32 protein-coding genes are annotated in these 23,892 nt (G+C 71.8%); 13 read left to right on the plus strand and 19 right to left on the minus strand.

All coding sequences use genetic code 11. The features are described from left to right. Positions 1-31 precede the first annotated feature (31 nt). Genes WMF20_RS35385 through WMF20_RS35395 form a run of 3 tightly spaced genes read left to right on the plus strand, consistent with a single transcriptional unit; the run spans position 32 to position 2,961 of the window. A complete protein-coding gene (locus WMF20_RS35385) occupies positions 32-1,015 on the plus strand; it encodes a hypothetical protein (protein ID WP_437606216.1) in 984 nt (327 codons plus the stop codon). Positions 1,016-1,049: 34 nt separating this feature from the next. Continuing rightward, positions 1,050-1,466, plus strand: a complete 417-nt coding sequence (locus WMF20_RS35390) for a PAAR domain-containing protein (RefSeq protein WP_437606217.1) — start codon at positions 1,050-1,052, stop codon at positions 1,464-1,466. Positions 1,467-1,476: 10 nt separating this feature from the next. Further along, positions 1,477-2,961, plus strand: a complete 1,485-nt coding sequence (locus tag WMF20_RS35395; RefSeq protein ID WP_437606218.1) for a hypothetical protein — start codon at positions 1,477-1,479, stop codon at positions 2,959-2,961. A gap of 358 nt (positions 2,962-3,319) precedes the next feature. Here the strand turns inward: WMF20_RS35395 and WMF20_RS35400 are convergent, their stop codons facing one another. Together WMF20_RS35400 and WMF20_RS35405 are read right to left on the minus strand one after the other, a co-directional pair. Then, positions 3,320-4,141 carry a hypothetical protein gene (locus WMF20_RS35400; protein ID WP_437606219.1) on the minus strand — a complete coding sequence of 274 codons (822 nt, stop codon included), beginning with the start codon at positions 4,139-4,141 and terminating at the stop codon, positions 3,320-3,322. 237 nt (positions 4,142-4,378) lie between these two features. Next, a complete protein-coding gene (locus tag WMF20_RS35405) occupies positions 4,379-5,806 on the minus strand; it encodes a porin (RefSeq protein WP_437606220.1) in 1,428 nt (475 codons plus the stop codon). Positions 5,807-6,293: 487 nt separating this feature from the next. On the opposite strand from WMF20_RS35405, the gene WMF20_RS35410 reads away from it, so the two are divergent. Together WMF20_RS35410 and WMF20_RS35415 are read left to right on the plus strand one after the other, a co-directional pair. Beyond that, positions 6,294-8,522 carry an SUMF1/EgtB/PvdO family nonheme iron enzyme gene (locus WMF20_RS35410; RefSeq protein ID WP_437606221.1) on the plus strand — a complete coding sequence of 743 codons (2,229 nt, stop codon included), beginning with the start codon at positions 6,294-6,296 and terminating at the stop codon, positions 8,520-8,522. 2 nt (positions 8,523-8,524) lie between these two features. Beyond that, a complete protein-coding gene (locus WMF20_RS35415) occupies positions 8,525-10,015 on the plus strand; it encodes a hypothetical protein (RefSeq protein ID WP_437606222.1) in 1,491 nt (496 codons plus the stop codon). 215 nt (positions 10,016-10,230) lie between these two features. Here WMF20_RS35415 and WMF20_RS35420 read toward each other — a convergent pair whose 3' ends face one another. From WMF20_RS35420 to WMF20_RS35470, 11 genes are all read right to left on the minus strand, one after another. Further along, positions 10,231-10,986, minus strand: a complete 756-nt coding sequence (locus WMF20_RS35420) for an SAM-dependent methyltransferase (protein ID WP_437606223.1) — start codon at positions 10,984-10,986, stop codon at positions 10,231-10,233. A gap of 35 nt (positions 10,987-11,021) precedes the next feature. Further along, complete coding sequence (locus tag WMF20_RS35425; RefSeq protein WP_437606224.1) at positions 11,022-11,888, minus strand: STAS domain-containing protein; 867 nt, start codon at positions 11,886-11,888, stop codon at positions 11,022-11,024. Positions 11,889-12,441: 553 nt separating this feature from the next. Next, entirely contained in the window at positions 12,442-12,627 is a 186-nt protein-coding gene (locus tag WMF20_RS35430; protein WP_437606225.1) for a hypothetical protein, read from the minus strand. A gap of 411 nt (positions 12,628-13,038) precedes the next feature. Next, the gene (locus WMF20_RS35435) at positions 13,039-13,317 is read right to left on the minus strand and encodes a hypothetical protein (protein ID WP_437606226.1); all 279 of its coding nucleotides are present in this window, start codon (positions 13,315-13,317) and stop codon (positions 13,039-13,041) included. Between the two features lie 191 nt (positions 13,318-13,508). Next, complete coding sequence (locus WMF20_RS35440) at positions 13,509-14,246, minus strand: hypothetical protein (protein WP_437606227.1); 738 nt, start codon at positions 14,244-14,246, stop codon at positions 13,509-13,511. Between the two features lie 348 nt (positions 14,247-14,594). Further along, entirely contained in the window at positions 14,595-15,305 is a 711-nt protein-coding gene (locus tag WMF20_RS35445; protein WP_437606228.1) for a hypothetical protein, read from the minus strand. Positions 15,306-16,066: 761 nt separating this feature from the next. Continuing rightward, positions 16,067-16,309 (minus strand): type II toxin-antitoxin system RelE family toxin, encoded by a 243-nt coding sequence (locus tag WMF20_RS35450; protein ID WP_129578482.1) that lies wholly within the window; start codon positions 16,307-16,309, stop codon positions 16,067-16,069. Next, the gene (locus WMF20_RS35455; protein WP_437606229.1) at positions 16,306-16,584 is read right to left on the minus strand and encodes a hypothetical protein; all 279 of its coding nucleotides are present in this window, start codon (positions 16,582-16,584) and stop codon (positions 16,306-16,308) included. Before WMF20_RS35455 ends, WMF20_RS35450 begins: the two co-directional genes overlap by 4 nt. 83 nt (positions 16,585-16,667) lie before the next feature. After that, the gene (locus WMF20_RS35460; protein WP_129578484.1) at positions 16,668-16,871 is read right to left on the minus strand and encodes a hypothetical protein; all 204 of its coding nucleotides are present in this window, start codon (positions 16,869-16,871) and stop codon (positions 16,668-16,670) included. A 373-nt stretch (positions 16,872-17,244) separates the two neighbouring features. Beyond that, positions 17,245-17,478: a hypothetical protein gene (locus tag WMF20_RS35465; RefSeq protein WP_437606230.1), complete on the minus strand. Its 234-nt coding sequence runs from the start codon at positions 17,476-17,478 to the stop codon at positions 17,245-17,247. Positions 17,479-17,603: 125 nt separating this feature from the next. Continuing rightward, complete coding sequence (locus WMF20_RS35470) at positions 17,604-17,789, minus strand: hypothetical protein (RefSeq protein ID WP_437606231.1); 186 nt, start codon at positions 17,787-17,789, stop codon at positions 17,604-17,606. 379 nt (positions 17,790-18,168) lie between these two features. Here WMF20_RS35470 and WMF20_RS35475 point away from each other — a divergent pair, with 379 nt between their 5' ends. The 8 genes from WMF20_RS35475 to WMF20_RS35510 all read left to right on the plus strand — a co-directional run bounded on the left by WMF20_RS35475 (position 18,169) and on the right by WMF20_RS35510 (position 21,641). After that, the gene (locus tag WMF20_RS35475; protein ID WP_437606232.1) at positions 18,169-18,372 is read left to right on the plus strand and encodes a hypothetical protein; all 204 of its coding nucleotides are present in this window, start codon (positions 18,169-18,171) and stop codon (positions 18,370-18,372) included. A gap of 82 nt (positions 18,373-18,454) precedes the next feature. Continuing rightward, positions 18,455-19,120, plus strand: a complete 666-nt coding sequence (locus WMF20_RS35480) for a hypothetical protein (protein ID WP_437606233.1) — start codon at positions 18,455-18,457, stop codon at positions 19,118-19,120. After that, a complete protein-coding gene (locus WMF20_RS35485) occupies positions 19,117-19,647 on the plus strand; it encodes a hypothetical protein (RefSeq protein ID WP_437606234.1) in 531 nt (176 codons plus the stop codon). The genes WMF20_RS35480 and WMF20_RS35485 overlap by 4 nt, the downstream gene beginning before the upstream one ends. A gap of 95 nt (positions 19,648-19,742) precedes the next feature. Then, positions 19,743-19,913, plus strand: coding sequence for a hypothetical protein (locus tag WMF20_RS35490; protein WP_437606235.1), 171 nt, complete (start codon positions 19,743-19,745; stop codon positions 19,911-19,913). A gap of 79 nt (positions 19,914-19,992) precedes the next feature. Continuing rightward, positions 19,993-20,586, plus strand: a complete 594-nt coding sequence (locus WMF20_RS35495) for a hypothetical protein (protein ID WP_437606236.1) — start codon at positions 19,993-19,995, stop codon at positions 20,584-20,586. Beyond that, positions 20,561-20,767 carry a hypothetical protein gene (locus WMF20_RS35500; protein WP_437606238.1) on the plus strand — a complete coding sequence of 69 codons (207 nt, stop codon included), beginning with the start codon at positions 20,561-20,563 and terminating at the stop codon, positions 20,765-20,767. Before WMF20_RS35495 ends, WMF20_RS35500 begins: the two co-directional genes overlap by 26 nt. Then, positions 20,764-21,342: a hypothetical protein gene (locus WMF20_RS35505; protein WP_437606239.1), complete on the plus strand. Its 579-nt coding sequence runs from the start codon at positions 20,764-20,766 to the stop codon at positions 21,340-21,342. Before WMF20_RS35500 ends, WMF20_RS35505 begins: the two co-directional genes overlap by 4 nt. Before the next feature lie 14 nt (positions 21,343-21,356). Next, positions 21,357-21,641, plus strand: coding sequence for a hypothetical protein (locus WMF20_RS35510; protein ID WP_129576610.1), 285 nt, complete (start codon positions 21,357-21,359; stop codon positions 21,639-21,641). Between the two features lie 163 nt (positions 21,642-21,804). Here WMF20_RS35510 and WMF20_RS35515 read toward each other — a convergent pair whose 3' ends face one another. The 6 genes from WMF20_RS35515 to WMF20_RS35540 are packed head-to-tail and all read right to left on the minus strand — an operon-like array spanning position 21,805 to position 23,856. Next, positions 21,805-22,107, minus strand: coding sequence for a hypothetical protein (locus WMF20_RS35515; RefSeq protein WP_129576611.1), 303 nt, complete (start codon positions 22,105-22,107; stop codon positions 21,805-21,807). A gap of 10 nt (positions 22,108-22,117) precedes the next feature. Continuing rightward, positions 22,118-22,303 (minus strand): hypothetical protein, encoded by a 186-nt coding sequence (locus WMF20_RS35520; RefSeq protein ID WP_129576612.1) that lies wholly within the window; start codon positions 22,301-22,303, stop codon positions 22,118-22,120. Further along, positions 22,300-22,647: a hypothetical protein gene (locus tag WMF20_RS35525; protein ID WP_437606240.1), complete on the minus strand. Its 348-nt coding sequence runs from the start codon at positions 22,645-22,647 to the stop codon at positions 22,300-22,302. Before WMF20_RS35525 ends, WMF20_RS35520 begins: the two co-directional genes overlap by 4 nt. Continuing rightward, the gene (locus WMF20_RS35530) at positions 22,644-23,243 is read right to left on the minus strand and encodes a hypothetical protein (RefSeq protein WP_437606241.1); all 600 of its coding nucleotides are present in this window, start codon (positions 23,241-23,243) and stop codon (positions 22,644-22,646) included. Before WMF20_RS35530 ends, WMF20_RS35525 begins: the two co-directional genes overlap by 4 nt. A 6-nt stretch (positions 23,244-23,249) precedes the next feature. Further along, complete coding sequence (locus WMF20_RS35535) at positions 23,250-23,456, minus strand: hypothetical protein (protein WP_437606242.1); 207 nt, start codon at positions 23,454-23,456, stop codon at positions 23,250-23,252. 1 nt (position 23,457) lies between these two features. After that, complete coding sequence (locus WMF20_RS35540) at positions 23,458-23,856, minus strand: hypothetical protein (RefSeq protein WP_437606243.1); 399 nt, start codon at positions 23,854-23,856, stop codon at positions 23,458-23,460. Positions 23,857-23,892: the final 36 nt, after the last annotated feature.

Genomic DNA, 23,892 nt, shown 5'->3' on the forward strand with positions numbered 1-23,892 from the left:
CGTCGTGTCCCAGCCGCTTCGATCGGGTATCATGATGCGCGAGATGAGTCGTCTTTTTCTCTTTGGTCTATCTGTCGCGATCGGCGTGACCACCTCTGCCTGCCGCCCAGCGGCGCGACAAGCGCAGCCTGAAGCCGGCGTCGCGCACGCCGCTCCTCGTCCGTCCGCAGCGCCGAGGGAGCAGGTCGGCCTATGTCCACCGATTCAGCGCGCCCGGGTGGCGACGTTCAATGAAGAACAACGCACCCATGACAAGCGCTGGCTCTTGCCCGAGATGGTGGAGAGTCCGCCCAGAGAGCCCGTGCAGGAGGACTCCGAGGTACCGCTGGACGAAGCCAGCGCCCGGGCGCGAGGTGCCACCTCTAGCGACGATCCGGTGTGGATACTGGGCGACGGGGTTCCGCCGTGCCGGATGACGCCGGGGCAGTATCTGCTCCAGCGCGAGAGCTGGGGACCCCAGATCGCGAGGGTCGTGCGGGTGCTCGAGGGGGTGTGCTCTGAGCAGGGTCGGTCGGCACGGTCGGTCGTGTTTCAGCAGGCCGAATCGCCGGAGAGGTGCCTCTTGCACAAGAAAGAGACATTGACCCAACGTGCTCCCCCCGAAGGTCTCATCCCCCAGAAGCGTTGCGAACCTCCGGAGTGCCGCTACATGGAGGCGGTGAGCGGTGGTGAGCTACCCGGTGATGGCGGAAGCGCGGTGCTCGAAATTACAGCTACTTGGCTTTACCCCACGGAAGAGCATGAATGTTCCTGGGCGCACGACGATTTCTACGGCATCTTCGTCCGGGCGAGGAAAGACCTACCGTTCACCAAGATTCCCAAGGTGGAGGACCTTTTCGGTGTCCTGGTCGACGATCGAGGGCTCCGCGCCGTGATCGGCGACGCACTATGGATCATGACCTTCGTGCCTATTGCGCCGTCCGGGCAGCCGGAGAAACCGCTCAGCGTGACGGCTCACGTGGCCCACCATGATGAGAAGACCTGGAACTCGCTCGCGCCCTACTGCGGGCCGTGAGCCGGTGATTGCCGCGAGAGAAGGAGAAGCGAGGATGCCAGCGCATGGGCCGAAGGCGGGCAAGCCCGCGGCGAAGCAAGGGGACAAGGTCGTCGGCATCGACACGCACGTGGTGATGCTCCCCTCGCCTGGCGGGCCGGTGCCCACGCCGACGCCGCTGCCCTTCAGCGGGACGTTGAACGGCGATCTGAGCCGCGACGTGCTGATCGAGGGAAAACCGGCCGCTACCCATGGCAGCACCGCGGCGAATGCGCCCGCGCATGTGCTTCCAGGGGGCACGTTCCAGCGGCCGCCGTCGAACCAGGCCCGTGTTCAGGCGAGCAGCAAGACGGTGCTCATCAACAACAGGCCCGCCGCGCACCTCGGGGATCCGGCGATGACCTGCAACGACCCGGCCGACGCGCCGAACGGGAGCGTGATCGCCTCCGGGACCGTGCTGGTCGGCGAGTAGAGGCCGGCGGATGGCGGCAGCCACGAAGCCCGCAGCAGGGGCGCAGGGAGCGAGCGAAGGGATCTCGCTGGCGCGGTACGCGGCCGTCAGGGCGGCGGTGACCGAGGGGTTCCCGCTCGCGGACGTGCTCGCGGTCGAGGGGCTTTTGCCGCGTACGTTCGCGCGGGCCGATCTCGCCTGGAAGCAGCGGCTGGCCGCCGAGCCGGAGTTGCTCGCCGCGTATGAGCAGGAGCTGGCACAGGCGGAGGACTGGCTGGATCGACAGGTCGAGCCGCTCGCGAGCGACCCGGCCGCCTGGGTGAGCTTCCTTGCTGCCTTCGGGGCGCACCCGGCCCCGTTCGAGCTGCTCCAGGAGAGAGACCTGGGCATGAACGACGTCGCGCGGCTCCGCCGCCGATGGGCGCGGCGCGCTGAAGAGGACGCGAAGGTCGGCGAGCTTCTCAAGGAGCTGCACGCGGAGCCCGGGAAGCTGGGGTCGCTCCGGGCTGGCCCCCGGGTGCTGCGTCCGTCGAGGATGGCCGAGGCGCGGGGATCGGCGGCCTCGTCCGCGCCTACCGTGCCGTCCTCCGAGGCGATGGCCGGCCCTGGGGCGCCCCTCGTGGCCCCGGCGGCGCTGCACGGCACGGGGCCCCTGCTGGATGTCCCCCGAGGCGCAGCGGTCCCCTTCGTGCCCGTGCACGCCGAGCTCGCGACCGGAAAGGCCGAGCCGAAGCCTCCTCGCGCCGCGGCGTCGCTCACCGGCACCGCCCCCTTGCCCGGCGTTCCGCGAGGGCCGGAGCTGCCGTTTCCGCGATCCGGCGCGGCGAAGGCGGTGAAGCGCCCGCCTCCTGAGATCGCGGAAACCGCGCCGCTCTCGGACATTCCCCGTGGCCCCGCGCTCCCGTTCACGGCCGGACCATCGGGGACTTCCGCGTCGTCCCCACCGACAGCCCGGCCGCAGCAGCCGCGAGCCCCCCGGGAGGTCGCAGAGACGTCACCGGTGCAGGCTCCCCCTCGCGGCCCGGTGATCCCCTTCGCGGCAGCGGACCCCACGAGGCGTGCCGGAGCTCTGGCAGCATCGAAGCCCGCTCCGCCGGCCGCAGCAGAGCTCCGGGAGACGTCGCTGAACCTCGCGATCCCCCGTGAGCTGCTGACGCAAGCCGCGTCCACGCCGGCCACGGTGACCGGAGCTGCCTTACGGACCGCCAAGGCATCGCCGCCTTCCGCGCCGTCGAGCACGGCCGGGGAGGGTGGTACGGCGCCCCTCCCTGAGCCGCTGGAGATGCTCCTGCCGCTCGCAACGTATGCGGCGCTCTGCGCGGAGCTGGCGCTGTCGCCCGCCACGGCCGAGGAGATCTTCCGGGGCTACGGCCTGGGTTCCAGCGAGATGCGGTCGGCGGTCGATGCGGCCTGGAAGGAGCGGCTCCGCGGGAACCCGGCGGAGTACTCGAGGTGGCAGGACATGGTCCAGCGCTACTACGCGCACTTCGCCAGGCGAGGTGCGCCCCCGCGGTGAACCATCACCACGACGCGTCCTGGTCCCCCCCGCGACCGCGCTCGCCCGTGACCACGACGCGTCCTGGTCCCCCCGCGACCGCGCTCGCCCGCGACCACAACGCGTTCTGGCCCCCTCGCGAGCGCGCTCGCCCGCGACCACGACGCGTTCTGGTCCCCCCGCGACCGCGCTCGCCCGCGACCACGACGCGTTCTGGTCCCCCCGCGACCGCGCTCGCCCGCGACCACGACGCGTTCTGGTCCCCCCGCGACCGCGCTCGCCCGCGACCACGACGCGTTCTGGTCCGCGGAGATGTATCTTGTGAAGAATGCTTGTCTTTTTACGACAACGTGAGCGACATCACAGCCTCAAGCTCGACTCACGCCGGATCGGCCAGGGGCTCCTCGTCCGCTCCCGACGGCGCGGCGGGCGCGGCGGGCGCCTCGGTGTCGTCGCCGGCCTCGCTGCTCGATGCAGCGGGCCGCGACTCCCACGCCGCCAGCGGCGCGAGCAGCGCCGCGCTGACCTCCTCGCTGCCGGGCACGTCCGGATCCGCGTGCGCGGCGACCCGGGCCGCATAGTCGCGGAGGGCGGCGAGCGTCGCCAGGAACGCGGCGCGCACGTCGCCCGTCGGCGCGCTCTCGGGCTTCGGCGCGGTGATGTGCAGGGCCCGGCCGTAGGCCTCGTGCGCCTCCTCCAGGTGAGCGAGGAACGCCTCGCCGCCCAGCTTCTTGAACGTCCTTTCGTGCCGCGCGCTCCGGATCGCGTCGAGGCGGGCCTTCGACTCCTTCCATTCGAGCTTGTACGGGAGCCGCGTAAACGAGAGGCCGTCCGGGTAAAGGAGCTTGAACAGATCCTTCGCCTCATCGAGGCTCGGGTTCCGTTCCGGCGGGAGCTTGCACCACCCCCCGAGCCAATCGAACGTCCCGCTCCACGCGTTGTCGAGGAGGCGATCGGCCTTCGGCTTGGTCTTCGTCTCCACCGGATCGCCCCCGTGCGGCCGGGTGAGCGCCTCGAGCGTGGCGACGGCTGCGGCGAGGCGGCCCTTCGACCGCCCGATCGCCTCGGGGAGCTTCCTCGGCCTGAGCTGCCGCTCCCTGGCGTCGGCGACCGTGATGAGCTCCGTGGCGAGCACGACCGACTCGGCGGCATTGAGACGGGGGAGAGAGACGAGATCCTGGGAGGTGAATGAACGAGCCATGGTGAACTCCTTCCCTGAAACGGCGCAATCGATCGCGCCGGGGAGGAGCGCCATGGCAAGAACGAAGCCACGCGCGGCACCTCGAAAGCCCGTGCTCTCCACCGCGCCGCGCATGCTTCTGGCCAGGCTCGGCACGCCAGGCCTGGCCGGCCAAGGCAGGCCAGAGGCCGGCCAGGCCGCGTGCACCGGGGCTCATGGCTCGAGCGTGAACACTGCCCTCCGGCGCCCCCCTCCCCCTCAGAAGCTCGCGTCGAGCTGGAGCCGGCCGACGTGGCGGCCCTCGGAGGCGTCCTTGCCGAAGATGTAGAAGTAATCGCCCTGGAGCTTCAGCGCATAGCCGTTCAGGTACACATTGAGCCCGCCGCCGACCTGCTTGCCCTGCGCGTCGACGAGATCGACGAGCTTCGGATCGGTGCCGCGCTCCGCGAAGATCTGGTCCCAGCGCGCGGCGACCTCGACGTGGTCGGTCAGCAGGTAGCCCGCCTGGGCGAAGTAGCCGTAACCCGACCGGGTCCACTCCCGCGCGACCGCGCCGTCGACCTCGGCCTCGAAGGAGTCCCGCTCGGCGTGGCGCACGACGGCCTCGGCCGCGAGCGAGAAGCCCGCGTATTTGAAGATGAGATCGGCCGCGCCGTGCAGGTAGTCGGCCGCGCCGAGCGAGAGCGTCGTGCCGAAGGTGCTGTGCTGGCGGTTGGTCTGATGGTTGTAAGCGCCCGTGACGCCCACCGCGAGCCGGGGCTTCGCCTCGCGAGAGAGGTCGCCGTCCTGATCGTCGTCGAACGCGCCGAACGGGCGGACGGCGAGCCGCGCCACCGCGAGCGGGCCGTGCTTCTGGGCGCCGAAGCGGTTGCGCCCCTCGCCGCCGCCGAGGAAGAGGTTGTACTGCAGCCTGCCTCCCAGGCCGAAGAGATCGGGCGACGAGAGCATCAGGCCGACGTCGCGATCGAGGTTGAACTCGCGGACGGCGATCGGACGTTCGGTCTGCTGGAGGGAGACCTCGCGCAGGGTCCGCGCCCGGTTGAACGGGGCGAGGAACTGGCCGACGCGCACGTTGAGATCGCGGATCGCCGTGTACTCGACGAAGGCGTCGAAGATGGGAGAGGGGCTGTCCTTCTCGAAGTCGTTGCCGCCGAAGGCGAGCTGCACGTTGTACTTGAGATCGGGCGAGATGAAATGGCCGCTCGTCGTGAGGCGCACCGTCCTCACGTTGATCTCGTGCGTGTCGTCCTCCGCGGTGTGCGTGAACGTCTCGCGGACCTGCACGCGCGCCCGGATCGTGGACGAAAAGCGGCCGTCCGCCGTCTTGACCGTGAAGCCCTTCCCCGCCCCGGCCGTCACGCTGACGTCGCCGCCCTTGTCCTTCGCCGGCTGCGCCGCGGCGCTCGCCGCCGCCTCGGCGGCCGCCCGGCGCTCCGCGTCGAGGCGCTCCTGCAGCGCGCGCTGCTGCTGCTCGAGCTCCGCGACCCGGCGACGCAGCGGCTCGACGCCCTCCGCCGCCCCGATCTCCGGCGGCGTCGGGGCCGGCGCGGCCGGCGTCGGGGGCGGCGCGGCGGGCGGCGCCGCGGGCGCCTGAGCGGACGCCTGGGAGGGGAGCGCGGCGGCGAAGAGCGAGAGCGCTGCCGCCGCGCGGACCATGTGCGACTTCTTTCGGTGGATCGATTTCAAGCGTCTTGTCCTCGGATCAAACCCTCTGCCGCGCGTCCGGCGGGCACAGGCCGCCGTCGCGAAGGCGCACCACGCCCTCGCGGACGGCGGCACCTCGCTCCCCGCGGCCGGCGCTTCGCGCCACACGCGCAGACGCCAGACCGCTGCCACGGGCGCCTAGCTGCGATCAGCCACGCCCGTGGAGCGCCCAGCTCCGACGTCCAATATAACGGACAACGGAAGCTGTCAAGACATCCTGAATACGTCGACAATGGCGCCCAAGAACGACAATTGTGCGCCAAACCACGCGCGCGACCCATCCGTCATACCGGACACCGAGGGCGGCGCCCTGGCGCCCGCCGGGGCGCGGCGGCGGAGGGCGGGCGCCGGGGCGGCGCGGACGCCGGATCGCGCGAAAGAGTTCCAACCGACCGCCGGGCCACTAAGATGACCCGACGCACGCACGAGGCGCTCCGATCGGCGCCCCGTCGCGGTGCGTAGGGATCTCATGAGCCAGAACCCGGACCGCCGCGATCCGCTCAACATCGCCGGAAGCCTGATCGCCGACAAGTACAGGGTCGATCACGCCGTCGGCGAGGGCGGCTTCAGCGTCGTCTACAGGGCCGAGCACGTCATCTGGAAGCAGCCCGTCGCCCTCAAGTGCTTCACGCTCCTCGCGGACGCGCCGACCGAGCAGCGCGAGCAGCTGCTCCAGGCGTTCATCCAGGAGGGCAAGCTCATGGCCGAGCTCTCCAGCCGCTCGGCCGCGATCGTCCAGGCGCGCGACATCGGCACGTTCAACGCGCCGGACGGGCAGTGGCTGCCCTACATGGTCCTCGAGTGGCTCGACGGCAAGCCGCTCGATCAGGTCCTCTACGAGGAGACGAGCCGGCGCGCGCCGCCGCGCGATCTGCTCGCGACCATCGCGCTGCTCGAGTCGGCGGCGGTCGCGCTCGAGCTCGCGCACTCGCGCGGCATCGCGCACCGCGACATCAAGCCGGCGAACCTGTTCGTCATCGGCCCGCCGCGCGACGCCTCGACCTTCGTGAAGGTGCTCGACTTCGGCATCGCCAAGGTGATGGCCGAGCACGCGGCGGCGGCGACGGCGCTCGCCCACACCGGCAAGGACATCACCGCGTTCACCCCGAGCTACGGCGCCCCCGAGCAGTTCAGCCGCACCCACGGCGCGACCGGGCCCTGGACCGACGTCTTCGCGATGGCGCTCATCATGATCGAGGCGATGCTGGGCGGAGCGCCCGCGCTGCAGGGCGACGACTACCTCCAGCTCGCGGTCGCGAGCCGCGATCCGTCGCGCCGGCCGACCCCGCGCACCCTGGGGCTCACCGTCAGCGACGAGGTCGAGGCGGTCTTCGAGAAGGCGCTCGCCGTCGCGCCGGCGGATCGCTTCCCCACCATGGGCCGCTTCTGGGCGGCGCTGCGCCGGGCCGTCTTCCCGGACGATCCGGCCTGGGCCGTCGCCACGGGCAACGGCCCGCCCGCGCCCACCTCCGGGGCACAGGCGGCCCGCGGCTCCGCCCCGCGGATGTCCTCCGCGCCGCGGATCTCCTTTCCGCAGATCGCGCCGACGCTGGCGGCGCCCTCCACGGCGCCGGGGCCCGCCGCCTCGGCCAAGCCGACGTCGGTCGCCGTGGGCGACACGAGCAGCACGGGCGGCACCGCGAACGACGCGGCGACGCAGCGGTCGACGGCGGCGGCGCCGAGATCGAAGGCCGCGCTCGCGCTCGGCGGCGCCGCGCTCGCGCTCGCGGCCGGCGGCGCGCTCGTCTGGGGCCTGCTCCGCTCCGAGCCGCCCGCGCCGGAGGCGGCGCCGGTCGCTCCGGTCGCCACCGCGTCCGCCGCGCCCGTCGCGACGGCGAGCGCCGTGGCCGCCGTGGCCGCGGTCCCCGAGCGGCGGACCGAGTGCCCTTCCGGCATGGTGCTGGTGCCGGGCGGCAAGTTCTTCATGGGCTCCGACGAGCCGGACTTCAAGCTGTGGCAGCCGGCGCACAAGGTGACGGTCGACACGTTCTGCATCGACGCCTACGAGGTGACCGCGGGCGACTACAAGGCGTGCTCGGACAAGGGGGAGTGCAAGCGGCCCCCGACCACGCCCGACTACCCGAGGGCGGAGGGGGTGTCCGCCGCCGAGCACCAGAAGACGCTCACGGCCCTCGCCGAGCTCTGCACCTTCGGCAAGCCCGGGCTCGAGAAGCACCCGATCAACTGCGTGCCGTGGAGCCTCGCGGAGGCCTACTGCGACGTCCACGGCAAGCGCCTGCCGACCGAGGCCGAGTGGGAGTACGCGGCGCGCGGCTCCGACGGGCGCAAGTTCCCCTGGGGCGACGAGCCCGGCGACAAGACCTTCATGAACGCGTGCGGCACCGAGTGCACCGCGTGGGAGAAGGCGCGCGGGCTCACGCCGAGCACGCGCATGTACGACGCCGACGACGGCTTCTACGGCACGGCGCCGGTCGGCTCGTTCCCGAAGGGCAAGACGAGGTTCGGCGCCCACGACGTCGTCGGCAACGTCTGGGAGTGGACCGCGGACTGGTTCGAGACCTACAAGGACGAGGAGCAGGTGAACCCGAAGGGCGCGCCGGCCGGCGATCGCAAGGCGATCCGGGGCGGCGGCTACAACGGCGGCGTCCTGCTCTGGCTGAACCCGGCGTTCCGCTACCACCAGCTCGCGACGGCGAGCGCGCCGGGCATCGGCTTCCGCTGCGTCACGAACCTGTAGCCGTGCCGGTCCCCGCCTCGCAGCTCGCCAACCCCTCGATCGCCGGCCCGCTCGGCACGCTCGCGTTCTCGCAGGTCCGCCCGCTGAGCTCGTCGCTCGCGCTGCGCGCGATCCGCTGGCACCAGAGCCTCGAGCGGCTCGGGGTGGTGCTGCCGTTCGCGCTGGTGCACGACGCGGGCCTGCTCTTCTCGACGCCGCGCGAGCAGCTCGAGCTCGGCCCGCGCTGCGACGCGAGGGAGCTCGCGGGCCGGCTGCGCGACGCGGAGCGCATCCTGGAGGGGTACCGGTCGATGCTCCGGGAGCTCGCCGAGAGCGAGGCCGCGCGCTGCGCGGCGCAGCTCCGGATGAGCGACGATCTGGTCACGGTCGTGCTCTCGCGGCTCTTCGGCGCGGTCGCGGCGCGCACCCACGCGGCGCCGGCCTACCGCGCGATGCTCCCGGCGGACGCGGCGCTGTTCGAGGGGATCGAGCCGCAGCTGCGCGGCCTGTTCCTGTCGGCGCGGCGCGAGTTCGAGCAGCGGGCGCTGGAGGCGCTCGACGTCTCGCGGCTGTACGTGCTCACGATGTCGGACGCGCTCGACGTCGAGACGCTGCGCCTGTTCGGCATGCTGGGCTCGGAGGCGTCGGCCGGGGCGCTCGCCCAGGTCGACCTGCTCGCGGCGCTCTCGTCGCCCGAGGCGAACGACATCGTGAACTTCTCGCTGGAGATCCTGCCGAGCGTGCTCGAGACGAAGACGCGCCCGGCGGCGGGCACGTCGGCGGCGCACGGCTACTCGGGGCTCGGCACGCGCGGCTCGATCGACAGCATGGTGCTGACGGAGCTCGCCTGGGACGACGTGGAGCTCGCGCGCCGGATCGCCGACAACGAGGTGCTCTATTTCGCGCGCGAGCAGAGCCGGGACGAGCAGCGGCGCATCCACTATCTGCTCATCGACGCGTCGGCCTCGATGCGCGGCGATCGCCAGACGTTCGCCCGCGGGATGGCGATCGCCACGGGCAAGCGGCTCCTGCTCGAGGGCGAGGACGTGGCGTTCCGCTTCTTCGACGCGCGGCTCTACGAGCTCTACCGCGCGAAGAACGGCCAGCTCCCCACGGCGCACCTCCTGTCGTTCAAGGGGGAGCGCGGCAGGAACCCGGCGCGCGTGTTCGCCGAGCTCGCGACGGACCTCGATCTGACGCGGCACCACGATCCGCGCACGCCGGTGGTGCACCTGTTCACGCACGCGGCGCTCTACATTCCGCGGGAGATGGTGCAGGCGGTGCAGAGCCACGCGCACATCTCGGCGGTGTTCATGCTGCCGTCCGGGGGGCAGCTCGATCTCGACTACCTGGACCTCCTGGACGCGCACTGGGTGGTCGACCACGCGACGGTGGCGAGCGGGGCGGCGAGGGCGAGCGCGGCGAAGGCCATCCTCGTCGAGAAAGACCGGCCCGAGGAGGGAGGTGGCGGTGCACGGCGCCTGGGGGCCCCGCCGAACTCGCACGCGCCCTGAGCCTTACCCTGCGGGTAAGGCTCAGGGCGCGTGCTCAGACATCGGCCCATCCCCCAGGCGCCGTGCACCGCCACCTCCCTCCTCGGGCCTACGGGGGTTGAAGGGGACGGCGTCGAGGATCGCGGGGGGAGACGCGTGAGGGGGGCGATGTTTGCGGGGGTGAGCGGTGCCGAGGGCTCGGGCGCATGGATGGGTGGTGGGAGCGCGAGGGCACCTCAGTGGTGCGCGATCAAGCCCAGCATGTCGAACGGGCTCGACTCGTACTCTTCCGGGGTCAGGAAGTTGTCGAGATCGAGCCACTCCACGAGGGGCCGGCATTCACGCACCTTCCATGGCTTCATGAGCGCCGCCAGCTCCTCGGACGTGCGCGGGTAGACCTTGACCCCGGCGAGGGCCGCGGCGCCGTTCAGCTGGTGCGCTGCGGCGACAGCGCGCGCCTCGATGAAGCTGAGGGCCAGCACGCTGCCAGGGGCGCAAAACGCGTGCACCCTCCGCAGGAGGTCGCTCAAGCGCTCATCGTCCATCATGTACGCGATGCCGATGCACCCCACCGCGACGCGGCGCTCTGCGCCGAAGAACCGCGCCGCCTCGGCCAGGAGCGACGACGGCTCTCGAACGTCGGCCTGGACGTAGCGCATGTTCGGTTTGTCGGCGAGCATCTGCTCGCCGTAGATCACGCTCACGGGATCGACGTCCGAAAACAGGATGCGCGCCTCGGGCAGGTAGTCGTTGAGGTGGCCCTGCGTCGGCAGCCCCGAGGCGAGATCGAGCACGTTCGTGATGCCCGCCTCGGACCATCGCTGCCCCACGAGCTGGATGAACCAGCGGTTGAGCTTCGCCCATTTCGGATAGGTCGGTACGAGGTTCAGGATCGCCGCGGCCGCGCGGCGATCGACGTCGTAGTTGTGGTGCCCGCCGAGAACGTAGTCGTAAACCCGGCCGATGTGCGGCTTGGTGATGTCGATCTCCATGGTGCCCTCCTAGCGCGAGCGCGCGGCGCGCCTCTTCAGCGGTACGAGCGAGCAGCCCCGCGCTGCGGGAGCGGGCTGCCGCACACTTCGAGCCCTTCCCGCCGCAGCGCATGGACGATGCCGCTTTGAAGGTTGGCCAGGACGACGATGCCCTCGAGGTGGGCGCCCTGGTCGGTCAGCGCGCGGGCGGCCTCCGGGCGGATGCCGACCAGCACCGGGTGGGTGCCGAGGAGGTCGAGCGCGCGCGCGGTGCGCACGAGCGCGGCGACGGCCTCCGCGTCCATGGACGGCACGCCGGTCACGTCGATGATCGCGGTGCGCGCTTGCCGCTCCACCACCTCGCGCAGCAGCGACTCGGTGATCCTGCCCGCCCGCTCGGCGTCGAGCTTGCCGATGAGCGGCAGCACCAGGATGTGGTCGTGGACGGGCATGATCGGCGTCGAGAGCTCCAGGATCACGCGGCGCAGCTCGCGCTCGCGGTTCTGGATCGCGCGCTCGAGCGCGAGCTGCATCTCGTCGCGCTGGACGCCGATCTCGCGGCTCTCCTGCTCCGCCACCGCGTCCACGAGCAGCGTCAGGTAGTCGCTCACGCGCGCCACCAGTTCCAGCGCGTCGGGCGCGTTTTCGGGCAAGCGCGCCAGCACCTCGCGCAGGAGGGCGCGGCTCAGCCCGAGGAGGGCGCGCAGCCCGAGCCCCTGCTGCCCGAGCTTCTGCCCGAGCGCCAGGACGGGCGCCGCGTCGCCGGTGGAGAGGAAGTGGAACAGCTCGTCCAGGATCTGCTGCGCGACCTGCGACAACCGGAACGGCGGGAGGCCGCTGCGGTTGTGCACGGCGTTGTCCTTGAGCGCCTTCGCGGCGCTCTTCACCAGCACCTGGCGCTCCGGGTCGATCCAGATCTGCATAGGATGTCGACTCCCTTGGCCCTGGCCTTGGCCATGCTGTGTCGTAGGGGTGTTCATGGAGTAGGAGGACAAGCCACCTTCGGATCGCGCAAGTCGATCGGCGCGCCAGAGGAGGGTGGAGCTCGGCGCGATGCCACGATCTGCTTGCCAAGCAGATGGATTCGTGGCGTCGCAAGGTGCTCCCCCCGAGATGCGGCCCCAGGCCCGCGCAGTGTCTCTACATTACCAGCGTTCTGGCCCCCTGTGGTCCATCACAGACGCAGCCCACGACAGCGCAATCGCCGTACCAGGCAGGGTCCGCACCTCCCCTACGAGGACGCATCCGACGGGAGCGATGGCCGGCGTCTCCTTCTTGGGGATCCCTCGACGCCCGCCCTCCGGGCCTGCCGCGGACCGCCGGTAGGACGTCAATGTCGTCCGATGACGCACCCGGTATTATGGTGTCGACGTGAAGCGTCCGCGCCGGCCGGATCCGGTGCATCGTCCGGAGCCGGCGGAGCGCGTCCTCGAGCGGCTCCGCACAGCGGTCTTCCCTCCCCGCTGGCCGGCGAGATCATTTTACCCGGCCGCTCGCCCGGTCGGGGTCGTGCTGCGGCGGGATCTTCCCCGCGTCGCCGCGCAACTTCGCCCGGAGCGCCTCCCATTGCCGCGACTTGGCCTGGATCTCCCGGAGACGCGCCGGGGTCACCTCCGGGTCCGCCGCCACCTCGATGGCGTTCCGAAGGGCCTGTTCGGCCATGAGCGATACGCGCTCGAGCGAGCTCTCGGCAGCATCTGGCTGGGCGCATCTTCCGACGGCGGCGCCGTGTCGGCCTCCACTGCAGCAGGCTCGACGGGGCGGACCCGCGCCCGCGTCGGAGCGGGCTTGAGCGGCACTGGCTCATCGGGGCTCTTCTCGGCCTGCTCCACCTGGCCGGCGCGCGCATGCGTCCGGTGCCGCTGCTGCGTGAGCCGCGAGACCCGGTGCTCCGAAGCCATGTCGAGCAGAGCCTCGTCCGGGTTCGCGGCAGCGAGAGCCGTGGAGTGCGCTGCCTCGATCGCCGATCGGTTCGCCTCTGGAAGCCGGCAGATGGTGCAGCGGTCAGACGTCACGCTCGGAGCGTGAAGCGTCTATCTATGCGTTAGGGCATAATCGACGCGACGCGGACGATTATGCGGTTGCCATCGCGGCCGCGTCGCTGATCGGCGCGGCTCGCATCCTGGGCTCGAACGGGATGCCGTACACGCGCCGGCAGGCGTCCCGGTCCTCGAAGCTGCGAGGGCGGGACATGCCCGACTCCCACCGCGACACGGTGCGCTGGTTCACCCCGAGCTTCCGCGCCTTCTCCCACTGCGTTCCCGCGGCCCGCTGCAACATCACGCTGCCCTCGCTGCGCACCGGGGCATTTGGGCGCACCGTTCTATGCAGTGCCGCATAAACGCTGAGCACGTTTGGGGTCTTGCGCGAAAAAGTCGCTAGGTCCCCGCCCGGACACCCCCTTACCACTGTTCGAGGGGGGGTGTAGGTGTGCGACGGTGGCTCCTCCGACCGCCCGCCCCCTCCCGGGTCACCGGGCCCGGCGCGATCTACCACCTCCCAGCCCGTACCCGACCCGGCGCGCAGCTACCGCTTCGTCGAGCTCAAGTGCACGTCAACCACGATCTCTCGGGCGGTCCCCGGCACCCCGATCCACTCCTTGCCGTCCCAGCGCTGCAACCCGACGGATACCTTGACCAGCCGCGCGCCGTTGTCCCTGTAGTACTCGTGAGGGATCTCGACCCCGGGTCCGTGACCGTCTTGCCATTCATGCGCGCCTTGGCCTCGTCGCCAAGCCTGGCCGATGGCTCCATGACGGCGCTGACGACGTCGTTGGCTGCACGCGCCGTCATCGCGCAAGCGCGCGCGAGTCGGAGCATGCACACACCGTCACCTGAGGACTCCCAGGCAGTCCGTACGTCGGGGAAGGCGCGGAAGTGCTCGCGAACATCGTCGGGGAGTTCGGGAAAGAGACTGTCGATCCAGTTTTGCATGGGGCTGGTATAGGCGGGCGCCCCCTCAGCGGAAGTCCATATCCGCCTTGGATTCGCGCACTGTTCATGTGCGCAGTGTGCGGCAAACTCCCTCCACCTATGCGCCTCGCAGAACTCCGCCACGGCGCGCCGACGCAGGTAAGCCGCCTGGCTCTTCGCTGCGAGGTACCGGCGGCACGCGTGCGGCTTCTCGCTGCTCTCGGGGTAGAGCCGGTCGACCCGGAGAGCCTCCACCTTCGGCTTCGCCGCCTCCACCTCGGGGAGCCGGTCCGCGTGCTCCGGTGCGGCCCGGTGGCGACGCTGGCCGGGCGTCTCTATCAGCTCGCCGAGCGCCTGGAGGGTAGCCACGGGCGTCGGGCCATGATGCCGCCGCTACCGGGTCCTCGCCGGCGGAGGAGGCGTCGGGCCCGGGTCGTCTCTCGGTCCAGCCCGAGCCACCGCTCGACCCACTGCGCCATGCGGAAGCCGCTCCTGCGGTGCCGCCCGGCGAGGCGGCTCACGTCGTCAGCCCACACCAGCACCTCGTCGCAAGCCCGGCGCCAGCTCCCAGCTCGGCCGCGTCCACCGCGAGGAGCCGTATCGCCCGCGCGACCTCCCCTCGCTCCGGTCCCTCCGCGCGTCCGCCTCGACCTAGGCGTGCTCGGCTCGCTGTAGCCCCCCCAGTCCTTCGGAATGGCGGTGCGCCGCGCGCGCCAGCTACGGGCAGGAGACCTCCGTTGGCAGCGGCTCACAGCCAGCAACGCCGCGGTGATGGGAGCAGCACCCGCGGTGCGGCCCATGGCAGCGGCAGGTGGGGCTCATCGTCCCGTCCCTGCACATCAGCCCGCGCGTCTGCTCGAAGGCCGCGCGCTCAGCCTGCAGCACTCGAGCCTCCGTCACCTTCACCAGCGACAGCGCCCTGCGGACGTCCGCGGCGCCTCTGTCCTTGGGCTCGATCGGGTCGAGCAGCTCACGGGCGCGGCAATAGGCCTCCTTCGCGTCACGGCCGTCGCTCGTGAGGGCCTCGGTCGCGAGGGCGGCGCGCTCCGCCGGTGGCCTGGCCGCTTCGATGGCCGCAAGGCGCGCCTTCTCCTGCTTCCGCTCGCGCTCTCGCTGCTCTCGTTCCTGCTCCTCACGACGCGCCTGGTTCGCGCGCACGGTCCTGGCGAAGACATCCGCGTCCGGGTTCGGGCGGTGACTGCCGTCCGGCGGCGAGAGGTCGTCGAACGCTCCCGAGACGATGAACGCGAACATCGCGGACAGCAGGAGTATGACGCCAGTCTTCTGGATGAACGTGAGCCCGCCCCAGCCCGATTCGTCGGCGGTCGCCTGGGCGCGCCGCACCCGCTGACACGCGTCGCAGTAGGTCTGCCCTTCCGGCGCCCGCATGTCGCACCGCTCGCAGCGCGTCGGGTAGTCGTCCCCCATGCAACCAGGCTACCAGCATCGGGAGGCGACCGACTGCCGTTTGGTGCTAGGAGCGACGCGCACCTGGCGCTCGCACCGCCGCCGTCCGATCAGTTGTAGACTGCCGCCCATGGGGGACGGCGATCGGGCCATAGGTACTGGATGCGCGGTCGTGGCCGCGCTTTTGACGGCGGGCTCGCTCTCCTTCGCGGTGGCCACGGCCGTGATGGTGCCGCGCCGGTCGCCGAGAGCGCGCCCCCTAGTGCAGCAGCAGACCGCAGCGGCTCCGCCGGCTTCGGTGGCGTCAGCCTCGGCTTCAAGCGCCCGGATCGCGGTCGGGCCGACCACACCGACACGGCCAACCGCGACCGCGCCGCCACGTGACCCGCGGGTCCAGCGCTACCGCGCGATGACGCCGTCGGGCCGCGAGCAGGCGCTCCGTCAGGCTTGTCCGCGTGGCGTCTGCAACCCAGAGACCGAGCGCCTTATCTTCGCCGCGACGGACGACGCCTACGAGGCGGCCTCCCTGCGGAACACGCTCACCAGGCTGCGCGATGCCGCCTCCGAGTCCGCGCGGGAGCGGCAGCGCGCTCCCGAGCGGGCCGCCGAGGCTCGGGAGCGCGCTGCTCAGAACGTCGGCCGTGTCTGCTGCTGCGACGGCAGCGTGTCGCCAACCTGCTCCACCCCACGACGCGGATGCTGCTCACACCACGGCGGGATCTGCGCGTGCGAGTAGAGGGCACGAACGCAGGAGCGCTCCGTATCGCCGGCCGCGGGGCGCGCTACACCCGGTACACCCACCAGACCCGCAGCACCCGCTCCCGTACGTCACGCGTTAGCCGCACGCGGTACGAACCGACGCGCAGGCGCAGCGTCACAGCGTCGTCCTCCGGCAGCCGGTAGAAGTCGCCCTCGCCCGCCCGGGCGAAGCGCTCGACGGCCTCATCGATCCTGGCGGCGTCGGTCCACGGGAGACGCTCCAGCGCGACGCGTCCGGGCGGGGTCCAGTCGACGATCCACGTCATTGAGGACGAGAGGCCGTGCGCCCGCGGGCCCGCATGATCCCCTCGTACTCCGCCGAAGCGCCTTCGGCTTCCGCACGCCGCCGGATCTCGGCCCTCACCTCCTCGTGCGGCGTGAAGGGCCCCGCCGCTCCGGCCGCGACCGCCTCGCGCTCCTCGTCCGAGATCTGCTCGTCGTAGACCACCGGCGCGAGGCGGAAAGCGCGGAGGACCGGATCCTCATCGTCGCCGAGGTCGGGGGCCATGGCGGGGGCGGCGCTGTCTCGTCGGGGGCTCATGCCGGCAGGGTACTACGGGCCTCCTGCCGGAGCGACGGCGTCCGGCATGGAAAATGCGCGCGGCAAGCCGTAATGCTCGCGCCTCAGCCGAGGCGCTCCCGCTCCCAGCGCTCCTGCTCCGCGATCGCGTCGTCTGCGGCGCGGACGCCCTCGACGAAGAGCTCCGCGGCCTCGGGGTCGTCAAGGTCGAGGCCGTGCCGGAGCATCACGGCGCGGTCGCACGGCGGGACCGAGCGGAGGATCTCGGCGGCGGAGCGGCGGCGGCCCACGAGCGTCGCTCCGACCACTCGGCGGCATCGACGCCCAGCCCTCGAAGGCATACCTCGGTGCCGCCAGCGAGCGCCGGAGGCGGGCGGCTAGCCGAGGAAGGCGACCGCATCGTCGCGGCGACGTGGTGCCTCGCCGCCTCCGGCGCGCTCGGCGAGCGGGCGTTACACCGAGTACACCCACCAGACCCGCATCGTGCCGTCCCATGGGTCGAACGTGGCGCGGACGTCGTAGGAGCCGCACGGTTGTGATGTCGTCTCCGGGACGCCGGTAAGCGTCGCCCTCTGCGGTAGTTGCGAAGCGCTGGACAGCCGCGTCGATGCGCTCGACGTCCTGCCATGAGATCCGCTGAAGCGAGATGGTGCCCTGCGGGCGTCCACTCGACTTGCCAGGTCATCGAGGAAGGGACGGTGCGCGCCCGTGGGCCCGAATGATCTCCTCGTACTCCGCCAAGGCGCCCTCGGCTTCCGCCCTCTTACGGATCTCAGCTGTCACCACTTCGCCAGGAATCCCCGGAGCATTCGCGTCAGCCGCCACCGCGGCACGCTCCTCGTCGCTGATCTCCTCGTCGTAGCGCGTCGGCGCGCGCAGCACGGCCTGCCAGACCGGGTCGTTCTCGGGGATCACACGCTTCCTGGCGGGGGCAGCGCTGTCTCGTCGCGGGCCCATGTCCGGGAGGATACTACGGGCCCCTCGCCAGATCGACGGCGCCGGGCATGGAAAGTGTGCACGGCAGGCCGGAATGCTCCGCCTCAGCCGAGGTGCTCCCGCTCCCAGCGCACCTGCTCCGCGATCGCGTCGTCGGCGGCGCGGACGCCCTCGATGAAGAGCTTCGCGGCCTCGCGGTCGTCCAGATCCATGCCGAGCCGGAGCAGCACGGCGCGATCGCGGGGCGGGACCGAGCAGAGGATCTCGGCAGCGGAGCGAGGGCGGGGCACGTGCGCGAGCCTGCCACGCCGAGCGGACCTCCACCCGGATCCAATCGGCTGTGATTCCCGCTAAATCCGCCCGTAATACTCCGGCTCATTGCCCGACTACGGATCTGCGATCTGCTGGAGATACGCAGCAAAACGGCCAGGAATCTGATGGTGGTGATGCGCGTTCCAGCGCATCTAAGTGTCCGGAACCTCGTCCCCGGGCAGAATTCGGGCAGAATTCCCCTGCCCCTCCTCTGCCCACCTCAGCTGATGCCCGAGACCCTGAGGCCGCGGCGGCGCTCGCCCTGATAGGCCGGCAGATCCTCGCGTCCTCGCTGGTGTGGGACGCGCTCGAGGCCGACGTCGAGCGGCTCGCCGAGGACGGCGAAGGGGGCTCGCGATGAGGCTCCTCGTCGCCGCGGCGGCGCTGGCCGTCGCCGCGTGCATGGCCCCTGACACCGCGGACTCGTGCCGCAGCGCGTGCCGGAAGCTCTGCGGGTGGGGCCGCGCGGACTGCGAGAGCGAGTGCATCGCCGAGAGGGAGTGCGACGAGCTCCCCGAGGCCGAGCTGGCGGAGCTCGAGCCGGAGCCGGTCGCGCGCTGACGCCGCGAGCGTCCGCGGCCGCCTGCCCCTGCGTGCGGGGTCGGGCGCCCGCGCGTGTGCGCGTGCGGGAGACGGAGACGAGATGAAGAGGCTGATGATCCTGATGGTGGTGGTGACGGCGAGCATCGCGACCGCGTGCTCGATCGTGGACCCCGACGACCGCGCCAGCCTGCGCGACATGGTGGCGTCGCTTCCCAGCGCGCAGGGGGAAGCCTGGAAGCTCATGACGATGAATGCGAAGGCCATCCAGTACCTGAACGGCCGGCCGCCGAACGACCAGGTCGGGAAGTACGAGTGCAGGGTGCGCAACGGCGACAAGTTCGGCGCGTGGTCGCAGCTCGGACAGTCGCTCATGGTCAAGGACGTGCTCAGGTGCCTACGCACGAGCGTCGTGGAGGCGCAGTACGTCTCGTGCGTCGATGCGTGGAAGCTCACCATGCAGCGGCGCGCCGCCGCGTCCTTCGACCGGCTGGGGCTCGATGGCGAGTGCCGTTACGTCTGGGATTCCCGCTACGAGCCGGAGAAGTTGCCGCAGGACTGCGTCGACCCCGACGCCGTCACGATCGACGACACCGTCGAGGCGCTCATCAGCTCCGAGACGCCGCCTCCCCTCCCCGGAGGCCTTCCCCCGGGGCTGCTCCCCGTCCTCTGCCCGCTCGCCGAGCACCCGGATGCTTGGGGGTGCCCGGGGGGACCGAGCGGCCCGCCAGGCCAGACGCCCGGCGACGAACCTGGCGGTGACCATTGAGAGCGGGCGCCGCCCTCGCCGCGGGCCTGCTGCTCGCCGCGCCGGCCGCCGCGCAGGAGCGTCGTGACGAGCGCCCCTGGTCCGTCGAGCTCGGGGCGACGCACGTCGCGCTCGGTGACCAGCACCCGACGGGCGGCTGGACGCCCACGATCGCCGCGCGCCGGTGGTGGCCCGCGTCGGAGCGCGCGCGCGTCTCCGTCGGCCTCGCCGCGGCGGCGTTCGACTTCTCGTCGCTCCGCTGGCTCGGCGTCCTCGCTGGCCCGGAGCTCGGCGCCGACTACCGCATCAGCGAGAGCTGGCGCGCGGGCGGAGGGCTCGCGCTCGACGCCGGGCGGATCCCCGTCTGCAACGGGTGGCACCTGTGCCTCAGGTTCTGGGGCCTGTTCCCGCGAGCGCTGGCCGGCGTGACGTACGAGGCCTCGCCAGGTGTCTCGACGAGCCTGGGCATCGGCGCGCGCTACGTGAACACCCTCGCCTGGGAGGGGCTCAGCTGGGAGCCCGCCGTCCAGGCGCGCTTCGGCTGGTAGGCGCCCGCCCACCCCCCAAAAAAAGACACCGCCTACCGCATGAGTCCTTGCCAAGTGTACTCAAGTGAGTACACTAATGATCAAGAGGTGCGGCGATGACCATCCAGCAGATCGAGGAGCGGCAGGCGATGGAGATGCTGAAGTACGAGACGGCGAAGAAGATCCGGGCGCTGCTCGACGAGGCGCGGGAGCGGGCGGCGTCGGCGGACTGGGACGAGGACGAGTTCGAGAGCGCGATTCTTGAGCTGGTGACCGAGGAGGAGTGAGGGCGGCCCGGGGAGGGCGGCTCGGCCGGGGCTGCGCGAGAGCGCGGTGCCCGGCTTGAGCCATTGGGAGGAGCCCACCATGAACAACACTGCTCGCACCATTCAGCCGTCGCCTGCTTTGCCCGCCCCTGCCGACATCTTCGTCGAGCTCCGGAGCTTCCTCATGAGCGCTCGGATGTCCATCGAGGACCTCGCGATGGAGGTCGGCACCCTGACGTGTCTCGAGCGAGGGTCCCGGAGCGGGACCAGCCGGTCCATCGTGCGGCAGAGCGGCGACTGCGTGCAGGCGATCCTGCTGGCGGCGCAGCACCTGGCCGCCGCGGAGACGCGAGCCTGCGTCCCGCGGACGATGTCCATGGACGACCATGGCCGGCAGCATCGGAAGCTGGCCGCGTTCTCGCGCGAGGTCAAAGGCATGCTTGAGGTGGTGGACGAGATCGTCGAGATCGCCACCGCCCAGCGGTTCAAGCCGCGCGCGAGGCGCCTCCGGGCGTTCGAGAAGCTCGCCCTGCTGTCCTCGCTGCTCCGCCACGCGGACCGCGATCTGGCCGCCGCGTGGACCACACGTGAGCCCGATAGCGCGCCTGACTCGTCGGTGCGCCGCCGCGCCCACGGCGAGGGGCCGGCTGTGGTAGACGCGGAGCGGGATGGACAAGCTCAAAGCGCTGCGTGACAAGCACCTCGCCGAGGAGGAGGCGCTCATCCGCGAGGCCTTCGAGGCGACGGGGTGGAGGTTCCGCGAGGCCGCGCGCTGGCTCGGCCTCGCGACGCCGAGCTCGCTCCAGAGCGCCCTGCGTCGGCACCCGGAGCTCAAGGAGGAGGCCTCGGCGCGCGCTCGCGAAGGCGACGCGTGATCGTTCCCCGCCTCATCATCGGCGCCGCGGTCGTCCTGGCCGCGGTCATCGCCAGGCGGGACGCCGCGCACCGGCCGCTCGCCTGGGCGCTCGGGGGCGCGCTCGCCGGCGACGTCGTACGGGCGGCGCTGGAGCTCCCGCCGCAGGTCGAGCTCGCGCTCTACCTGGCGGCGCCGGCGCTGTCGGCGTGGTGCGCGCTGCGGGTGCTCGCGGGGCTCACGCCGTGGGCGGCGCCGGCCGCGCCGCTCGCCATCTGGGCCGCCGCGCTCTGGCTGGCGGTCGCCTGGCCGTGGTTCTGGCCGCACGCGCCCCTCGCCGCGCACGTGGCGGCGGTCGTCGTCCAGGGCGCGGCCGCGGTGTCGTTCTGGCGCTCGCCGCGCACCGCGGGCGTCTCGGAGACCTGCGCGCTGGTGCTCGCCGGCGGGGACGTGGTCGCGCTGGCGGGGCCCCTGGGCTTCCCCGAGGCCTGGGCCAAGCTCGGGTGGGGGTGGGCCGTCGTGGCGGCGCAGGCGGGCGTCATGGGGGCGGTGCTGGTATTCTTGCAAGGGCGCGCTTTGATGCGCGAGGAGGCGTGATGTTGCATTGCGCGATGGCCGACGACGATGTGGAGGTCTGCGACTGGACCGGCGACGTCCCGCGCGTCGGCGAGACAATCATGGCTGCCGGTCAAGACAGTCGAGGCTACCGCGGGAAGTGGACGGTGACCCGGGTGCGCTGGATGATGCGCACCAACATGACTGGGCCAGCGACGGCGGAGGTCGACGTCGAGCCTGCGTGCGAGCACGCCGCGGCGTGGCTTGGGCGGGTGCGCGCCGAGCGAGCGAAGGAGGCCGTCACGGCGGCCGGAACCCGATCGGTCGGCGAGCCGGGGTGAGCTCCTCGGAGGGCGATGGCTCGCTCTCCCGGGCGGCCTCTGGCGCCGGCGCGCGCTCGCGCCGCATCGCGCGGAGGACGAGCGCGAGGACGACGATCGCCGCGCTCTCCGCCATCGCGAGGAGCAGGAGAGCGGCGGCGACGACCGGCCACACCGCGGCGTCTCAGCCGAGCAGGTAGACGCCGGCGAGGCCCGCGCTGTGGATGCCGGCCTGGGCGCGGGCGCTGCCGCGCTGGCGGTCGATGATGACCGGGGTCCCCTCGGGCGGCGTCTCCTTGCGCTTGAGCGTCACGCGCCCGCCAGAGCGCTGCGAAGGGGCGTGGTCGGGCGAGGAGGGATGCCGGGGGCGCTCGGTCGGTGGCACCGTGGGCGGCGGCTCTTCGATGGGCTCCTCGGGCGCTCGCGCCGGCGGAGGCGGCGGCGGCTCGGTCGGGATGATCGGTGGACGTCGCTCGTTCTCGTTCATGGGGGGCTCCTCAGCAGTCCGTCGTGACCTGCACGACGGTGTGGCTCTCGGCGGTCACCTCGACGATCGTGTGCGCGTCCGCCGTAGCGCGCACCTCCGGGCACGGGATCGCCTCTCGCTCCTGTTCGCCCGGCCCCCCCAGACCGAGCGACACGAGCGCGCTCCCGAGCTGCGACAGCAAGCCCAACAGGTTCATGGGCGTGCCATCACCTGCAGGTCGAAGGTGGCGGCGGCGACCGGGTTCGCGGCCCCGGAGATGGTCAGCCATGGCGTGATGCGCCACGTCCGTGCCGCGGCGGTGTCGGCCTCCCGGTAGCGGTGCTCGACGACGAGCTCGTCCCCGACGCGCTCGAGGATCGTCGTCGTCCACGTCGCCGGAGCGGGCGGCGAGGCCCGGCGATCGACCACGGAGAGCTCGACGGCGGTCACCAGCGTAAGGTCCGGGACGGCGTCGCTCGCCGCGATGACGATGCGCAGGGCGACCGGGTCGCGCGCGCCCTGGCGCGTGCAGTACTTCGGGATGGCGCTCGAGCAGTTCATTGCGGCGCACCCCTCCTCGTCGGAACGCCGGCACCGAGCGCGATCGCGTTGCCGTAGCCGTCGCGCAGCGTCCTCGTCCGCCAGGGCGTCTCCCCGTCGTCGTCGTAGGTGATGCACCGGCCGCCGCCGACGTCGTCCACCTCCTGGCGGTTGTCGAGCGCCTTCCGGGCGATCTCCGCGTCGCTGGCCACGTCGGCGAGCGCGGCCGCGCTAGCGAGGCCGGCCTGCACTGCGGTGACCGCGCCCGCCGCGAGCGTCATCTCGTCGCCCGGCGCGGCGAGCCCGCCTACGTGGATCTCCACGACGCCGCGAACGACGCCGTCGACCGCGACGAAGGCCTTGAAGCGCTCGCCGTCCGCGCCCCCGGGCCACGTCGCCTCGTACGTGCCGGGCTCGTCGAGCTCGGGCATGGGCTCGTCGAGCTGCGCCACGGCGCCGCGCGCGGCGTACGAGCCGTCGGCCCAGTCGTACCAGAGCCCGTCGGCGCGCCTGACCCGCACCGCGACGTCCGCGCCCGAGATGGGCGCGCCCTCGTCGTCGACGTGCACGTACGTGATCGGCTCCGGCGCGCCGGCGCGCGGGTAGGCGATGGCCATGGCGGCTCAGCCCTCCTCGGCGATCCCGACGTGCTCCCAGTCCTTCGCGAGCCAGTCCTTGAGCGGCTCGAGCGCAGCGTCGTCGCTCAGCGTGTAGGTGATGATCTGTTCCGGGACGATGGGCCCGCGCTGCACGGTCACACCGGGCGGGAGTGCGTTGAGCTCGAGCTCTGCTGCCGACGGGCCGACCTTGCGAAAAACGTGCGTGGACATGTCATGCCTCCTCAGGTTCGAAGATGATCGTCACGAAAGTGTCGACAGGGCTGTTTGTGACGGTGCCCGTCAAGATCACCTGCAAGGCGAACTCCTGGCCCTCCTCGAGGATGCCGGAGTCACCGGTCACGTCGCCCGTCCGATCGAGCACGCCGCGGGTCATGGTGAGCGGCGTCGCGGTCGCCACGTCCGCCGCCACCGTGCAGAAGTTGAGCGTGTATCCGCCGGTGCCGTCGCTCGAGAAGCCGGGCGTCGAGTTCGTCAGCATGAGCCGCGTCGCGCGCCCGCGGAACGGCATCCGAGCGCGCTTGACGTTGGTCGCAGCGACGGCGTTGACGTAACCGGCGGGAAAGAAGTACCTCGTGCCGCTCGTGCCGAGCGCATTGACGCCGAAGATCACCCAGCTCGGCCCAGCGTCGCCCGCTGCACCAGCAGG

The sequence above is a fragment of the Sorangium sp. So ce834 genome (assembly GCF_051521425.1).
In the GTDB taxonomy this organism is placed as follows: domain Bacteria; phylum Myxococcota_A; class Polyangia; order Polyangiales; family Polyangiaceae; genus Sorangium; species Sorangium cellulosum_D.

Coding starts and splice junctions, on each gene's coding strand:
- WMF20_RS35385 (WP_437606216.1), top strand. CDS start 32: ATGATGCGCGAGATGAGTCGTCTTTTTCTCTTTGGTCTATCTGTCGCG.
- WMF20_RS35390 (WP_437606217.1), top strand. CDS start 1,050: ATGCCAGCGCATGGGCCGAAGGCGGGCAAGCCCGCGGCGAAGCAAGGG.
- WMF20_RS35395 (WP_437606218.1), top strand. CDS start 1,477: ATGGCGGCAGCCACGAAGCCCGCAGCAGGGGCGCAGGGAGCGAGCGAA.
- WMF20_RS35400 (WP_437606219.1), bottom strand. CDS start 4,141: ATGGCTCGTTCATTCACCTCCCAGGATCTCGTCTCTCTCCCCCGTCTC.
- WMF20_RS35410 (WP_437606221.1), top strand. CDS start 6,294: ATGAGCCAGAACCCGGACCGCCGCGATCCGCTCAACATCGCCGGAAGC.
- WMF20_RS35420 (WP_437606223.1), bottom strand. CDS start 10,986: ATGGAGATCGACATCACCAAGCCGCACATCGGCCGGGTTTACGACTAC.
- WMF20_RS35425 (WP_437606224.1), bottom strand. CDS start 11,888: ATGCAGATCTGGATCGACCCGGAGCGCCAGGTGCTGGTGAAGAGCGCC.
- WMF20_RS35430 (WP_437606225.1), bottom strand. CDS start 12,627: ATGGCCGAACAGGCCCTTCGGAACGCCATCGAGGTGGCGGCGGACCCG.
- WMF20_RS35445 (WP_437606228.1), bottom strand. CDS start 15,305: ATGGGGGACGACTACCCGACGCGCTGCGAGCGGTGCGACATGCGGGCG.
- WMF20_RS35450 (WP_129578482.1), bottom strand. CDS start 16,309: ATGACGTGGATCGTCGACTGGACCCCGCCCGGACGCGTCGCGCTGGAG.
- WMF20_RS35455 (WP_437606229.1), bottom strand. CDS start 16,584: ATGAGCCCCCGACGAGACAGCGCCGCCCCCGCCATGGCCCCCGACCTC.
- WMF20_RS35475 (WP_437606232.1), top strand. CDS start 18,169: ATGAGGCTCCTCGTCGCCGCGGCGGCGCTGGCCGTCGCCGCGTGCATG.
- WMF20_RS35480 (WP_437606233.1), top strand. CDS start 18,455: ATGAAGAGGCTGATGATCCTGATGGTGGTGGTGACGGCGAGCATCGCG.
- WMF20_RS35490 (WP_437606235.1), top strand. CDS start 19,743: ATGACCATCCAGCAGATCGAGGAGCGGCAGGCGATGGAGATGCTGAAG.
- WMF20_RS35495 (WP_437606236.1), top strand. CDS start 19,993: ATGAACAACACTGCTCGCACCATTCAGCCGTCGCCTGCTTTGCCCGCC.
- WMF20_RS35500 (WP_437606238.1), top strand. CDS start 20,561: ATGGACAAGCTCAAAGCGCTGCGTGACAAGCACCTCGCCGAGGAGGAG.
- WMF20_RS35510 (WP_129576610.1), top strand. CDS start 21,357: ATGGCCGACGACGATGTGGAGGTCTGCGACTGGACCGGCGACGTCCCG.
- WMF20_RS35515 (WP_129576611.1), bottom strand. CDS start 22,107: ATGAACGAGAACGAGCGACGTCCACCGATCATCCCGACCGAGCCGCCG.
- WMF20_RS35520 (WP_129576612.1), bottom strand. CDS start 22,303: ATGAACCTGTTGGGCTTGCTGTCGCAGCTCGGGAGCGCGCTCGTGTCG.
- WMF20_RS35525 (WP_437606240.1), bottom strand. CDS start 22,647: ATGAACTGCTCGAGCGCCATCCCGAAGTACTGCACGCGCCAGGGCGCG.
- WMF20_RS35530 (WP_437606241.1), bottom strand. CDS start 23,243: ATGGCCATCGCCTACCCGCGCGCCGGCGCGCCGGAGCCGATCACGTAC.
- WMF20_RS35535 (WP_437606242.1), bottom strand. CDS start 23,456: ATGTCCACGCACGTTTTTCGCAAGGTCGGCCCGTCGGCAGCAGAGCTC.